Origin of the sequence: Streptomyces sp. ATexAB-D23, assembly GCF_000373645.1 — a bacterium.
In the GTDB taxonomy this organism is placed as follows: Bacteria; Actinomycetota; Actinomycetes; order Streptomycetales; family Streptomycetaceae; genus Streptomyces; species Streptomyces castrisilvae.
Genome location: NZ_KB892089.1, coordinates 174,561 through 188,589, shown reverse-complemented (window position 1 = coordinate 188,589; position 14,029 = coordinate 174,561). Strand labels below are relative to the sequence as shown.

At 73.1% G+C, this 14,029-nt stretch carries 13 protein-coding genes; 6 read left to right on the top strand and 7 right to left on the bottom strand.

The features are described 5' to 3' along the window. Positions 1–24 precede the first annotated feature (24 nt). A complete protein-coding gene (locus B082_RS0134965) occupies positions 25–1,215 on the top strand; it encodes an MFS transporter (RefSeq protein ID WP_018556428.1) in 1,191 nt (396 codons plus the stop codon). A 10-nt stretch (positions 1,216–1,225) separates the two neighbouring features. On the opposite strand, the gene B082_RS0134960 is transcribed toward B082_RS0134965, so the two are convergent. Together B082_RS0134960 and B082_RS0134955 are read right to left on the bottom strand one after the other, a co-directional pair. Beyond that, positions 1,226–2,542, bottom strand: coding sequence for an MFS transporter (locus B082_RS0134960; protein WP_018556427.1), 1,317 nt, complete (start codon positions 2,540–2,542; stop codon positions 1,226–1,228). A 199-nt stretch (positions 2,543–2,741) separates the two neighbouring features. Then, positions 2,742–3,698, bottom strand: a complete 957-nt coding sequence (locus B082_RS0134955) for a LysR family transcriptional regulator (RefSeq protein WP_026250500.1) — start codon at positions 3,696–3,698, stop codon at positions 2,742–2,744. A gap of 90 nt (positions 3,699–3,788) precedes the next feature. Between B082_RS0134955 and B082_RS0134950 the strand changes: the two genes are divergently transcribed. The 4 genes from B082_RS0134950 to B082_RS0134935 all read left to right on the top strand — a co-directional run bounded on the left by B082_RS0134950 (position 3,789) and on the right by B082_RS0134935 (position 6,956). After that, positions 3,789–5,279, top strand: coding sequence for an MFS transporter (locus tag B082_RS0134950; RefSeq protein ID WP_018556425.1), 1,491 nt, complete (start codon positions 3,789–3,791; stop codon positions 5,277–5,279). Then, positions 5,276–6,019, top strand: a complete 744-nt coding sequence (locus tag B082_RS0134945) for a siderophore-interacting protein (protein ID WP_018556424.1) — start codon at positions 5,276–5,278, stop codon at positions 6,017–6,019. Before B082_RS0134950 ends, B082_RS0134945 begins: the two co-directional genes overlap by 4 nt. A 143-nt stretch (positions 6,020–6,162) precedes the next feature. Further along, positions 6,163–6,648 (top strand): DUF7144 family membrane protein, encoded by a 486-nt coding sequence (locus B082_RS0134940; RefSeq protein WP_026250499.1) that lies wholly within the window; start codon positions 6,163–6,165, stop codon positions 6,646–6,648. Between the two features lie 80 nt (positions 6,649–6,728). Beyond that, positions 6,729–6,956 (top strand): DUF2277 domain-containing protein, encoded by a 228-nt coding sequence (locus B082_RS0134935; RefSeq protein ID WP_018556422.1) that lies wholly within the window; start codon positions 6,729–6,731, stop codon positions 6,954–6,956. Here B082_RS0134935 and B082_RS0134930 read toward each other — a convergent pair. The 5 genes from B082_RS0134930 to B082_RS0134910 form a co-directional block, all read right to left on the bottom strand. Next, the gene (locus B082_RS0134930) at positions 6,943–7,608 is read right to left on the bottom strand and encodes a DedA family protein (RefSeq protein ID WP_018556421.1); all 666 of its coding nucleotides are present in this window, start codon (positions 7,606–7,608) and stop codon (positions 6,943–6,945) included. The two genes, B082_RS0134935 and B082_RS0134930, sit on opposite strands and share 14 nt — an antisense overlap. A gap of 234 nt (positions 7,609–7,842) precedes the next feature. Continuing rightward, positions 7,843–8,301 (bottom strand): DoxX family protein, encoded by a 459-nt coding sequence (locus tag B082_RS0134925; RefSeq protein WP_018556420.1) that lies wholly within the window; start codon positions 8,299–8,301, stop codon positions 7,843–7,845. A gap of 449 nt (positions 8,302–8,750) precedes the next feature. Next, the gene (locus B082_RS0134920) at positions 8,751–9,395 is read right to left on the bottom strand and encodes an HNH endonuclease family protein (protein WP_018556419.1); all 645 of its coding nucleotides are present in this window, start codon (positions 9,393–9,395) and stop codon (positions 8,751–8,753) included. Positions 9,396–9,731: 336 nt separating this feature from the next. Continuing rightward, complete coding sequence (locus B082_RS0134915) at positions 9,732–10,394, bottom strand: HAD-IA family hydrolase (protein ID WP_018556418.1); 663 nt, start codon at positions 10,392–10,394, stop codon at positions 9,732–9,734. A gap of 206 nt (positions 10,395–10,600) precedes the next feature. Further along, complete coding sequence (locus B082_RS0134910) at positions 10,601–11,821, bottom strand: peptidoglycan-binding domain-containing protein (protein WP_018556417.1); 1,221 nt, start codon at positions 11,819–11,821, stop codon at positions 10,601–10,603. A 137-nt stretch (positions 11,822–11,958) separates the two neighbouring features. Here B082_RS0134910 and B082_RS0134905 point away from each other — a divergent pair, with 137 nt between their 5' ends. Beyond that, a complete protein-coding gene (locus tag B082_RS0134905; protein WP_018556416.1) occupies positions 11,959–14,022 on the top strand; it encodes an MDR family MFS transporter in 2,064 nt (687 codons plus the stop codon). The last annotated feature ends 7 nt before the right edge of the window (positions 14,023–14,029 follow it).

Below are 14,029 nucleotides of genomic sequence, written 5' to 3'. Positions count from 1 at the left end.
CCCTCTCCCGCGGCCGGGTCCCCGTTGCGGCTGCCCGTCTTCCGGCGCTTCCTGCTCGCGAACCTGATCTCGGCGACCGGGTCGGCGATGGCCCCCGTGGCGCTGGCCTTCGCGGTGATCGGGCAGGGCGGGGGAGCGTGGTCGCTCGGGGTCGTGCTCACCGCCAATACCGTGCCGAGCCTGCTTTTTCTCCTGGTGGGAGGGGTGCTCGCGGACCGGGTCTCGCGCAGCCGCCTCCTCTTCCTCGGGAACCTCGGGGCGGGGGGAGCGCAGGCGGTCGTCGCCGTGCTCGTCGCGACGGCGACGGCGACCACCTTCGCGATCAGCGCGTGCGCGTGCGCCTCGGGAGCGGCCTCCGCCTTCACCACGCCGGCGGCCCGGGGGATCGTGTCCCGGCTCGTGCCCGTGGAGCAGCTCCAGCAGGCCAACGCGCTGGTCCGGGTGCCCCGTAACGCCGTCAAGGTCATCGGTCCGGTCGTCGGCGGGTTCGTCGTCGCGCTGACCGGGCCGGCCTGGGCGCTCGGGTGGGACGCGGCCACGTTCGTCGTCGCCGCGCTCCTGATGGCCGGGCTGCGGCTCGCGGGTTCCGCGGCTTCCGGGGGCCCTCGCGGCGGGCTGCTGGTCGATCTGAGGGTCGGGTGGGCCGGGTTCCGGTCCCGGGCCTGGCTGTGGAGCTACACGCTGTCCGGGACCGCTGTCGTGGCCGCCTGGCTGGCCGGCTACCAGCTGCTCGGGCCGCTCGTGGCGGACCGCAGTTACTCGGGTGCCGGTTCCTGGGGGCTGGTGCAGGGGGCCTTCGCCACCGGGCTGCTGGCGGGGACGGCCGTCTGTCTGCTGTGGAAGCCGCAGCGCCTCATCCTGGTCTGTGTCATCACCAGCTCCGGGCTCTTCCTGCCGCTGGCCGCCATGGGTCTGGGGCTGCCGCTGCTCTGGGTGCTGGGCGCCGCGGCGGTTGCCGGGGCGGGGATGGACGTTGCGATCGTCGCCTGGTCCACCGCCATGCAACAGCAGGTGCCCGACGAGGAGTTGGGGCGGCTCAACGCCTTCAACTCCCTGGGGGAGCAGATCGCCATCCCTGCCGGGTACCTCGCGGTGGGGGTCGCCACCGCGTACTGGAGCACCCGGAGCGTCCTGCTCGTCTGCGCGGCCGTCATCGTCTTCGCCGGGCTCGCCAACGCCTGCGTACGCGATGTGCGCCGGATCAGGAGGGTGTGAGGGTCCGGGGTCACTCACCGGCATATGACGGTTCTCCGGCCGACTGTCCTGGTTCAGCGGCCGGGAGGTGTCTGCCCAGGCGGGACAAGGGGGAGAGCGCCATGAACGCCGGGGAGAGAGCGAGCGCCACGGCGGTGAGCAGCAGGCTCGTACGCAGGCCCCACGCCGTCGCCAGGAAGCCGCCCAGCAGCGAACCGAATGGCGTGAGGCCCATGCCCGCGAAGTTGATCGTCGCCACCACCCGGGCCTGGATGCGGACCGGGGTGACGGCCTGCCGTACCGACATCACCGTGACGTTGACCAGCTGGCCGAACGTACCGAAGAAGAAGTTGACGGCCATGAGAGCGGGCAGGACGAGGGCACCCGCGCCGGGCAGTGCCGGTACGCCGAGCATCACGCCGTCCGCGAGGACCGCCGCGCCCACCAGCACGGGTCCGTAACCCAGCCGTTCCGGCAGTTTCGCGGCCAGCAGCGAACCCAGCACCGCCCCCGGGCCGGTCGCCGCGAGCGCGAGGCCCACCTCCGCGCCCGACAGGCCGAGTTCGCGCGGGAGGAAGAGCAGGTAGACGGTCATCAGGGCGGCCAGCGAGAACTGGAAGAGGGCCGATGCCAGTCCCACCGCACGCAGCGCCGGATGCCGGGCCACGAAGCGGAGGCCCTCCCCGATCTCCCGCAGGACCCGGGGGCGGCCTCCGAAGGGCGCGGGAACACGTTCACGGCGGCGGATGCGGCAGATCGACAGGGAGGACAGCGCGAAGAGGACCGCGCCGGTGACGACGGCCAGGGGAGGCGCGAACACGGACACCAGCGCGCCGCCCAGCGCCGGGCCGCCGATCTGCGCCGCCGACCTGCTGCCCTCCAGGGCGCTGTTGCCCCGCATCAGCAGGCCGCGGTCCACCAGCCGGACCAGCGAAGCCTGGTACGCCACGTCGAAGAACACGCTGCCCACGCCGGTCAGCGCGGCGGCGACGAGCAGCGCGGGCAGCCCGAGCACGCCGAGCAGATACGCCACCGGGACCGCCGCCAGGGCCAGTGCGCGGCCGATGTCCGCCGCGACCATCACCGTGCGGGTGCGCCGGCGGTCGACCCACGCGCCCGCGAGCAGCGAGAGCAGCAGGATCGGCGCCTGCTCCACCGCGCGCAGAACGCCCAGCTCGCCCGCGTCGGCGTGCAGGGAGACGACGGCGACGAGCGGCAGGACGACCTGGATGGCCTGCGCGCCGAACTGGGACGCGGTCTGGCCCGCCCACAGGCGCAGGAAGTCCGGGTCCCGCCGGAGGGAGGTGCGGGAGGTGTGGTGGTCGGGGGTGTGGGAAGCGGGATGCACGGGTGGCCCCTTGGGCTGCGGAGGACAACGCTCCGCCGCCGCCGGGGCACGTGTGTGCGCCGGCGGTCGGGCGGGAAGGGCTCGCTGTGCCGCAGTCGGAGGCAGCACGCGATGACGGGTCGATCACGACCTACGGCGTCAGCGCGCGCTCGGGCTACCGGGCAACTTTCCCTCCTCGTGGCCGTCGGATGAGGGGAGGTTAGCCCTTGGGCGGCGCGGGGAACAGCGGGTTTTCGGCGCCGTCCCGCGGGGCCTCCTCACGTGCCAGGTTCCGGAAGCAGTCCCGTAGCCAGGCGTGCGCCGGGTCCGCGTCGTGGCGTGGGTGCCAGGCCATGCCGAACGACAGCGGCGGCAGCGGGAAGGGGATCTCGAACGTCCGCAGGCCCAGGGGGGCCGTGATGGGGCGGGCGCGCCGGGAGGCCAGGCCGACCAGGTCACTGTTGAGCAGGATGAAGAGGGACGAGGGGAAGGTCCCGACGCTTCCCACCACCCGTCTGCGCAAACCCAGTCCGGCGAGGGCGGTGTCGACCGGGCCCTCGGTCCGGCCGCGCCGCGAGACGGTCAGGTGCTCCGCGGCGGCGAACCGGGCCGGAGTGATCTCCCCGTCCAGGAGCGGGTGCCCCGGCCGCACCACCCCCACCATCCGGTCGTCGTAGAGGTGTTCCCGGTGCACCTCCGGCGCACGCGTGTCGAGGACCCCCACCTCCAGATCGGCGGCCCCCTCGCGCAGGAACGGGCCGTCCACATGGCTCTCCATCAGGAAGCGGAGCCGCACGCCCGGCGCCTCCCGCGCGATCCTGGCGAACAGCGCGGGACCGGACGTCGCCGCCAGGAGGTCCTGGGCGAGCACCGTAAAGGTCCGTGACAGGGCGCGCAGATCCACCTTGCCGCCCGACAGGAACAGCCCGCGCGCCCGCTCCACCACGGCGCGCACCTCGCCGTGGATGGCCAGGGCGTGCGGGGTGGGCACCATCGTGCGCCCGGCGCGCACCAGCACGGGATCGCCGAGCGCCTTGCGGATGCGGCCCAGGGTGCGGCTCATCGCGGGCTCCGACAGATGGAGCCGGGCGGCGGCCCCCGAGACGCTGGATTCCTCCAGCAGAACGTCCAGGGCGACCAGAAGATTGAGGTCAAGGCTGGATTGCGTCACGCGCATACATCCCTTGTCAAAGATGCATTGGAAAGCAAGTCGTGCCCACTCTACGGTGGACGGCACACCCCTCAACCACGGCTCCCAGGAGGAGCGTTGTCCCCGTATGCCCAGAAGACCCCCGAGGCCCCGGACCCGCCGGTCCTCTCCCGCGCCGCGCTGTACGTGCTCTGCGCCTGTGTGCTCGTCGCCCAGGGCATGGTCGCGGCCATCAACCTGCTCATCCCCCAGCTCGCCGCGTCCTCCCTGCACCCCTCCTCCAGCGAACTGCTGTGGGCGGTCGACGCGTACGTCATCGTCTTCGCCGGTCTGCTGATCCCGGCGGGCGCGCTCGGCGACCGCTACGGACGCAAGGGTGCCCTGCTCGCCGGACTCGGGCTCTTCGCCGCGGGCGCCGCCACCAGCGCGCTCGCTGCCACCCCCGCCGTGCTCATCGCCGGACGCGGGGTGTGCGGCGCCGGGGCCGCGCTCATCATGCCCGCGACCATGTCCCTCCTCGTCACCCTCACCCCGCCCGCCCGCAGGTCACAGGCGCTGGCGAGCTGGACGCTCGCCGCCGGGCTCGGCGGGCTCGCGGGCAACGTCGGCGGCGGCCTCGCCGGACAGTTCCTGACCTGGCGCGCCCTGTTCTGGGTGATGGTGCCGCTCGCCGCCCTGCTCGCCCTCGCCGTCGCCCGCCTCACGCCGCGCAGCCCCGAGCGGTCCAACTCCGCGCCCGACCCGGCCGGATCGCTGCTGCTGACCGGGGCCCTGGCCGCCCTGGTGTACGGAATCATCGAGGGCCCGCCGCGCGGCTGGGGCTCGGTGCACGTCCTGTCCGCCTTCGGCCTCGGAGCCGTACTGCTCACCGTGTTCGTCGTCCACGGGCTGCGCGCGGCCGAACCGCTGCTCGACCCCCGGATCTTCGCCTCGCCCGTTCTGCGGGCCGGGACCCTGGGCATCGCCACGGGCTTCTTCGGCCTCTTCGCGCTCTTCTACGTCAACTCCCAGTACCTCCAGTACGTGAAGGGCTTCCCGGTCGGCCTCGCCGGGGTGGCGATCATCCCGCTCACCGTCGGGATGGCCGTCATGCCGAAGGTCGGGGCGCGCTGGCAGGACCGGCACGGCATCCGGCCGGTGGCGGGCGGCGGGCTCGCCCTCATCGGGGCCGGGCTGCTCCTCGTGTCGACGGCCGGCGCGGCCACGCCGTACGCCCTGTACGCCGGGTACCTCCTCGTCATCTCCGCCGGTACGGGACTGTGCGCGCCGGCGCTGACCGCGGCCGTCCTGGCCGGACTTCCCGCCCATCGCAGCGGGCTCGGATCGGGGCTCAACACGGCGGCCCGCGAGATCGGGGCGGCCCTCGGTGTCGCCGTCGTCGGCACCGTGCTGGCCTCCGGGGCCGGTACGGGCCACTCCTCGGCCGCGGACGCCGCCGCGTTCACCTCGGCGATGTCCGACGGGCTGCGGGTCGTCGCGGTGGTGCTGCTGGTCGCCACGGTCTTCGTCGTGCTCGGCGCCTCCGGCCGGCCGCCCATCGCCCCGGCCCCGGCGGACGACGAGGACGGGACGCGGGTTGCGCGCGCGGACGAACGGGAGACGGTGTGAGCGGCAGGGAGAAGGGTTCCCCGCGCGCCGGCGGGGTACGGGAACGCGTCCTCGGTCTTCTCACGCTCCGGGGAACGGTCACCGAGGCGGAACCCGTCGCCGCCCGGATGCGCAGGATCCGTATCGCCGGGAGCGGTCTCGCCGGCCTCACCGTGCTGCCGGGGCAGCAGATCAGGGTCCATGTGGACGGCGGGCTCACCACCCGCCGCACCTACTCCCTGCGGCGGTACGACCCCGCCGGCGGCCTCGACCTGTGCGTCTACGACCACGGGGACGGCCCCGGAGCGGCGTGGGGGCGGTCCGTGCGGGTGGGGGACGAGGTGCGGTTCGGGAAGCCGGAGGGCGGTTTCGTCCTGCGGCCCGGGGCCTCCCACCACGTGTTCGTCGGCGAGGAGACCGCCTCGGTCGCCCTGGCCGCCATGCTCGCCGCCCTCCCCGACCCGTCCCGGGCGCACGGGGTGATCCAGACGGCGACCGAGGCCGGCCGGCTGCCCGTGGACCACGCGGGCCGGCTGCGGTGGCAGCTGCGCGGGGACCGGCCGGCCGCCGCCTCCCAGCAGCTCGCGGACGGCGTACGGGCACTGGAGCTGCCCGCCCCCCGGGGCGCGGTCGCCTATGTGGCGGGGGAGGCGCGGACGGTGCAGCTGGTGCGGGGCGTGCTGGTACGGGAGCGCGGGTGGCCCCGCAGGTCGGTGGTGACGAAGCCGTTCTGGACGCCGGGGAAGCGCGGCCTGGAGTGAGGGAAGCGCGGGCGTCCGGGGCGGGGCGGTGGGGCCTGTGCGGGGCGCCGGCGTTCACCCGTACGGGTGTGTTCGCGTGGCCGTCCCCGGGTAGCCGCCGCAGGGTCGGGCTGACGTGTACTTCCGCCGGCCCAGGAGTCCTCATGGCACACACCGCGCCCCCGCCGGGCACCCCCTCCTCGCCTCAGCCGCCTGCCGGTCCGGGGGCGCCCGGCCCGGGAGGCGGTTCGGGTTCCGGGCCCGGGGACATCAATCCCTGGGCGGCCGGCGGGATCATGTTCGCCGGTGTGCTGCTGATGGTCGACGGGGTGCTCGGGGCGATCAAGGGCATCGCCGGAATCGCCTCGAACGACGTCTACGCGCGGATCGACGACTACGTCTTCAAGTTCAACGCGACGTCCTGGGGGTGGATCCACCTCGTCCTCGGTGTGGTCATCGCCGTGGTCGGCTGGGGCATCCTGCGGGGCTCGCCCTGGGCGCGCGGGGCCGGTGTGGGGCTGGCGGCGCTCAACATGATCGCCAACTTCATGTGGCTGCCCTACCAGCCGGTCTGGGCCGTCGTCTCGCTCGCCATCGACACCTTCGTGATCTGGGCGCTGTGCACGGGACGCACCAAGCCGGTCGTCTGACGGTCGCCGCGCGGGCCCGGCACCGGGCCCGCGCCGGACGGCCGCGCGCTGTTGTCAGTGGTGGGCGTCACACTGGAGACATGTGCCGCAGTATCAAGACGCTCCGACCGCCCGCCCTCCCCGAAGAGGCCACCGAGGAGGACATCCGCGCCGCCGCCCTGCAGTTCGTCCGCAAGGTGTCGGGCTTCCGCGCCCCGGCCGCGCACAACAGGGAAGTCTTCGACCGCGCCGTCGACGAGATCGCCGAGGCGACCGCCCGGCTGCTGGACGGCCTGGAAATACGCGGTGGTGGTGTCAGGACGCCGTAGGGACCGAGGCGGCGGCCGCGGCGGCCGCCGCCGGGCGCCGCATGAGGAGCGCGGCGAAGGAGCCCGCGACGAACAGGGCGAGGACCGAGACCGCCGTGCCCAGCCAGCTCGCGCCCAGCCATTGCGCGCCGAAGTAGCCGAGGCCCACGCTGTAGCCCGCCCAGGCCAGGCCGGCGACGGCCGACCACGGCAGGAATTCCTTCACCTTGCGCTGCGAGGCGCCCGCGCCGAGCGAGACGACCGAGCGCCCGGCCGGTGCGAAGCGCGCGATGACGACGAGGACGCCGCCGCCCCGGCTCAGGGCGGCGCCGAGACGTTCCTGCGCCGAGGTGAGGCGGCGGGAGCGGGCGATGGCTCTGTCCAGCCGCTCGCCGCCGTGCCGGGCCAGCCGGTAGGCGGCCAGGTCGCCGAGCACCGACGCGGTGGCCGCGCACAGGAGGAGGGCCAGGAGGGAGGGGACCTCGGTGACCTGGCGGGCGGCGCCGGCCGCGTCGGCGGCGACGCCGGTGGTGCCCGCGGCCGCGGCCGTGGCGGCGGTGATCACCAGCACGCCGCTGGGCAGTAGGGGGAGGAAGACGTCCAGCAGCACCGAGAGGGCGACCACGGCGTAGATCCATGGGCTGCCGGTCAGCGCACCCACACTCTCCAGCACCTTCTACTCCCCGATCGGTGACAACGCCGCGACGTCGCAGGGGAGCGGCAGGAGCGGCAGGTTCAGCTGTACAGCGTACGCCTGTCGTTCAGCTGGAGATCCCTATATATGCGTGATGTTGGGCACCTCGGTCGAGCGGTGCTCGAACGCGTACCGCCGGGGAGCGGTTTTCCCGGCGGTACGCGTGGGTTTCGGCGGGCCCGGTCGGCAGCGGGCCCAGGGGAGGGGAGTGGGTCAGACGGCGACCGGGGAGCTCTGTTCCGTCGTGTGGTTCTGGTCCTGCCGGTTGGGGGGCCGGGAGGTGAACAGCCGGTCCAGGGCGAAGGCCCCTGGGCCGGTGAAGACGAGCAGGAGGAACACCCAGGAGTAGACGGCGGAGGGTTCGCCGCCGTTCTGCAGGGGGAAGAGTCCTCCCGACTGGTGGACGCTGAAGTAGGCGTACGCCATGGAGCCGGAGGAGATCAGGGCGGCGATCCGGGTGCCGAGACCCAGGGCGACGAGGATGCCGCCGATGAGCTGGATCACCGCGGCGTACCAGCCGGGCCAGGTGCCGGCGGGTATGGAGCCACCGCCCCTGGCGCCGCCGAGCACGCCGAAGAGCGAGGCGGCACCGTGGCAGGCGAAGAGCAGGCCGACGACGATTCGGAAGAGCGCGAGGGCATAGGGCTGGGCCCGATGCAGGTGTGCGGACATGGTGGGGAGCTCCTTCGGTCTGGTGGGGACGTGAACCGACTGAGCCCAAAAGATTAGGTAGACCTCACCAATACTTGCAAGTTCAACGTTTTGTCGACTGGCTGAAATTCGACGGCCTGTCATGAGTCAATGGGCGGGCCAATACCGCCGCGAACTGGGCACCTTCTTTCCTTTACTTGGCCTGAACCATTGACGGCGCAGCTTTCCGGCCATGGGGGTCCGTGTCGCGGCGCGACGCCCCGACCATGGCACGCCCTTTCTTTCGCTGGAGTACCGGTGGAGTTCCGGGCCTCCCGGGGGCTGTTGAGGGGTGCGCGGGCCGTCGTCCGGTGGCCGGTTCGCGCGAGGGCTTGTCATGGACATCCGTAGTAGGCCGAAAACACGTCGGTGGCCCCACCGGCCGGCCCGGCCTGCGGGCGTCGGCCGGTGGGGCCACCGACGTGGGGGTTTCAGCAGCCCTTGAGCGCGGCTTGCAGGGCTGTCTTCTCCGCCGAGTCGACCGTCAGCTTGTAGTAGTGCTTCACATGAATCCAGGCGCGCACATATGTGCACTTGTAAGCGGCGCGCGGCGGCATCCACTTGGCCGGGTCCTTGTCGCCCTTGGACTGGTTGACGTTGTCTGTGACCGCGATCAGCTGTGGGCGCGTCAAGTCATTCGCGTACGCCTGCCGTTGGGCGTTGGTCCAGCTGGAGGCGCCGGAGCGCCAGGCCTCGGCGAGCGGGACCATGTGGTCGATGTCCACATCGGAGGCGGCGGTCCAGGTGGCGCCGTCGTACTCCGAGTACCACTTGCCGCTGGTGGCCGCGCAGCTGGAGTCCTGCGTGACGTTCGTACCGTCCCGCTTCAGAACGACCTCGCGGGTGTTGCACGTCCCCGACTGGGTGATCCAGTGCGGGAACTTGTCCCGGCTGTAACCGCTGGACGAGCCTTCGGCCTGGACGGTCAGCTGGCTCAGATACGTGCGGGCGGTGGACGCGGCGATCGGGGTGGGCATGGCGGCCTGGGCGCTGGGGGCGGTGAGCAGGCCGGTGGTGGCCGCGAGGGCGGCGGACGCGGTGAGTACGGCTATGCGACGCGCGTAGATACCTGACATGCGAACTCCCTTGATGTGGGGGGCTGGTGGGCGGGCTGTCCGGAACGGCCCGGCCATCGTGGCGGCGCCGGGTTTCCGCGGGGTGGGCGCCAGGTAACAGAGTGGCGACATGGGCACGTCACATCAAGGGGTCTGACAAAGGGGTTCGCCGTACGGGGGGCGTGCCCGGCCGTGCGCGCGGGCGCGGGGAGCTGAGGGATTGCCAGTTTCGGGGCGGGGCAAGGGTGCCGGCCTGCGAGGGGTCACACGCGTACGGCCCTCACCCGGAGTGGGTGAGGGCCGTACGGCTGTTCGCGGTGTGGGTGTGCGGTGGGGTGCGGGAACCCCGGCCGGGGGCTACCGGGCGTCGAAGCGCAGGGTGATCGCGCCGTCCGCCGCCGCCTCCACGCGGAGGTGGGTCAGATCGTCGACGTGGGCGTCGGGGGAGAGGGCCGCCGCGCGCGGGCCGACGCCCACGACGCGCATACCGGCCGCCCGGCCGGCGGCGATGCCCGCCTCGGAGTCCTCGAAGACGACGCAGTCGGCCGCCGTGAAGCCGAGTCCGGCGGCGCCCTTGAGGAAGCCCTCCGGGTCCGGCTTGCTGGCTCCGACGCTCTCGGCGGTGACGCGGAAGTCGGGCATCCGCAGACCGGCCGCGCCCATCCGGGCCGTCGCCAGCGCCAGGTCGGCCGAGGTGACCAGGGCGTGCGGAAGGCCGGCGATGGCGTCCATGAAGGCCGGGGCGCCGCCGACCGGGACCACGCCGTCGGTGTCGGCGGTCTCCTCGGCGAGCATCACCCGGTTGTCCGCGTGGTTCTGCTCCATCGGGCGCTCGGGCAGCAGGACCGCCATCGTGGCGTACCCCTGCCGGCCGTGGACGACCTTCAACGCCTCTTCCGGGTCCAGCCCGTGCCGCAGGGCCCAGCGTCGCCAGCAGCGCTCCACGACGGCATCGGAATTCACCAGGGTGCCGTCCATGTCGAGCAGGAGGCAGCGGGCGGTGAGGGCGGTGGCCGGCATGGGCGGGCTCCAGAACGGGGAAGCGAACGCCGCCGGGGGAGCGGCGCGGGAAGAGATCAAGCGGCCCCCGCCCGCCGGTCAGGGTGTGCGCGCGGAGGCCACTTTGTTCCTCCACGATACAAAAACGGGCCGATGAAAGCGAATCACCCCGGCCCCGGAGGTGTGCGGCTCCGGGTGCCGGGGTCTTCCGCGCAGGTCGGCGCGGGTCAGCGGCGGCCCTGCCCTGTCGTGCGCGCCTCAAGAGCGCGCCGGGTGCTCGGGCCGTAGACCCCTCCCGGGTCGTCCGTGATGTTCCACCAGCTCTGGAGCTCGCGTACGGCCTGCTCCGTGCGGTCCGAGTAGTCGGAGTCGACGGGGCCGTTGTACACCCAGACCTCGCGGAGCCGGTTCTGCAGCTCGGCCACCTCCGGGCCCCGGTCGCCGCGCCGCAGCGTCGAGGAGTCGCCGGGCGGCTCGGGAGGCGGTGCCACGCCCTCCGTGGGGCCGTTGCTCTCCGTGGGCGCCGCCGGGGACGAGGGGGCGCCCGCGCCGGGCGCCGTCGCCGAGGCCGTGGCGGAGCGGGACGCGGAGGCGGTCGCCGAGGGGGACGCGGGCGCCGAGGCGGAGGCGGAGGAGGACGCGGAGGGGGAGGGCGAGCGGGACGGCGGGGCGGAGGCGGACGACGTGGTGGACGGCTCGGGCTCGGCGCTCTCGTCGGGCAGGCTGGCCACCGTGGAGGGCAGGGCCTGGTCGAGGTCCACCTCCCCCTTGTCGTCCCCGTTGAACAGTCCGCCGATGAACGCGGCCGTGCCGACCACCGTGACCACGGCCGCCCCCGCGACCAGGGCGGCGAAGGGCTTGCGGCGGCGCGGCGAGACGGGGTCCTGGCCGGCGAGCAGGATGCCGGTGGGCGCGTCCCCCGCCGGGTCCTTCGCGTCCGGCGCGGGGCCGAGGAAGAGCGGCATCGTGGTGGCGGCGTCGCCCTCGGGGCCACCGGGCCCGTAGCCGTGCGGGGTGCCGGGGCCGTGCGCGCTGTCCGGGTCGTGCGCGCCGTCCGGGCCGTGCGCGCTGTCCGGGTCGTGCGCGCCGTCCGGGCGGTGCGCGCTGTCGGGGTCGTGCGAGGTGCCCGGGGTGTGCGGGGTGCCCGGTGGGTACGCGCTGCCGTCCGGGGCGTGCGCGCTGTCCGGGGTGTGCGCGCCGTCCGGGGCGGCGGGTGCGGGCGCCGCCGCGGTGTCGCCGCCCAGGGTCACGTACGGGCGGATGCGCAGCGGGTCGAAGTCCTCCGCCGCCGCCATCTCCGCCGACCGGCCGGCGTGGTGCGCCTCGGTGATGCGCTGCTGTTCGGCGGCCCGCTCCCGGTCGGTGGCGTACCGCGGTGCGCAGGCGCAGCCGGGACCGGTGCCCGGTCTGCTGTCCGTACCGCACTCCGGGCATATATGTCCGGCCATGGTGGGTCCCCTCCCCTTGAATGGTTGCGATTATGCAGCCCGCCGCCGAGAAGCCCAATCATGCGGGTCCCCGGCAGGCCATAACGGTGTGAAACAGACAGGATGGGGGTGTAACGGATCATCCGAGGAGATGTTTCATGGCCCAGCAGCTGAGCCCCACGGCCCAGGCCCCCGGCGGGGACCGCTCCACGCGCTCGGTTCTGGTGGCGATCGGCGCACTGCTTCTCGGCATGCTGCTCGCCGCGCTCGACCAGACCATCGTCTCCACCGCGCTGCCCACCATCGTCAGCGACCTCGGCGGGCTCGAACACCTGTCGTGGGTGGTCACCGCCTATCTGCTGGCCTCCACCGCCGCGACCCCCCTCTGGGGCAAGCTCGGCGACCAGTACGGCCGCAAAAAACTGTTCCAGGCCGCGATCGTCATCTTCCTGATCGGCTCCGCGCTCTGCGGCGTCGCCCAGAACATGCCGCAGCTGATCGGCTTCCGTGCCCTCCAGGGGCTCGGCGGCGGCGGTCTGATCGTGCTGTCCATGGCGATCGTCGGTGACATCGTCCCGCCGCGCGAACGCGGCAAGTACCAGGGGCTCTTCGGGGCCGTGTTCGGCGCGACGAGCGTCCTCGGCCCGCTGCTCGGCGGCTTCTTCACCCAGCACCTCAGCTGGCGCTGGGTCTTCTACATCAACCTCCCCATCGGGGTCGTCGCCCTCGTCGTGATCGCCGCCGTGCTGCACATCCCGGTCCGCCGGACGAAGCACACCATCGACTACCTCGGCACCTTCCTCATCGCCTCGGTCGCCACCTGCCTGGTCCTCGTCGCCTCACTCGGCGGTACCACCTGGCCCTGGGGCTCGGGCCAGATCATCGGCCTCGCGGTGCTGGCCGTGCTGCTCCTGGCCGTCTTCGTGTACGTGGAGCGGCGGGCCGTCGAACCGGTCCTGCCGCTGAAGCTGTTCCGGATCAGGACCTTCAGCCTCGTCGCCGTGATCAGCTTCGTCATCGGCTTCGCGATGTTCGGCGCGATGACCTATCTGCCGACCTTCCTCCAGGTGGTGCACGGCATCACCCCGACGATGTCCGGCGTCCACATGCTTCCCATGGTGTTCGGGCTGCTCCTCACCTCGACCGGGTCCGGTCAGATCGTCAGCCGGACGGGCCGCTGGAAGGTGTTCCCGATCGCCGGCACCGGCATCACCGCCATCGGCCTGCTGCTCCTGCACCGGCTCACGGTGTCCAGCGGCACCTGGGAGATGAGCGCCTACTTCTTCGTCTTCGGTGCCGGGCTCGGCCTGGTGATGCAGGTCCTCGTCCTCGTCGTGCAGAACGCCGTCTCCTACCAGGACCTCGGCGTGGCGACCTCCGGCGCGACCTTCTTCCGGTCCATCGGCGCCTCGTTCGGCGTTGCGATCTTCGGCACCATCTTCACCAACCGGCTCACCGACAAACTCAACGCGGCGCTCGCCGGCCGGTCGATGCCGCCCGGGGTCGACGCGAAGAGCCTGGCCGCCGACCCGCGCGCCCTCGGCCAGCTGCCGCCGGCCCTGCGCGGGCCCGTCCTCCAGGCGTACTCGACGTCGATCACCGACGTGTTCCTGTACGCGGCACCCGTCGTCCTGGTCGCCTTCCTCGTCGCCTGGTTCCTCAAGGAGGACAAGCTGCGCGGTTCGGTGACGGCGCCCGACACGAGCGAGACCCTGGCGTCGAACCCGGTCGAGCGGTCCTCGTACGACGAGTGCGCGCGGGCCCTGTCCGTCCTGGCCACCCGGGAGGGGCGGCGCGAGGTCTACGTCAAGATCACCGAGCGGGCGGGGTTCGACCTGCTGCCGGCCGCCAGCTGGATGCTGCTGCGCATCAAACGGCACGGCACCGTCGAGCCCGCCCGGCTCGCCGAGGTGGCCCCCGTACCGCTGCGGGTGATCAACGAGGCGGCCCGGCAGCTGGAGGGACGCGGCCTCGTCCGGCGGGTCGGGGTGCAGATGGTGCTGACCGAACCGGGCGCGGAGGCGGTGGTGAAGCTCTCGCAGGCCCGCGAGGACTCGCTCGCCGAGCTGCTCGGCGACTGGTGGGGGCCGGACCGGCCGACCGACCTGGTCGCGCTGATCTCCGAGCTGACGGCGGAGACGAGCGGTTCGAGCAAGGAGCGCCCGCACAGCCCGGAGCCGAAACGCGACCACGCGGCCGGCCACCCGCGCCGCGGGGAGTAGGCGCCGG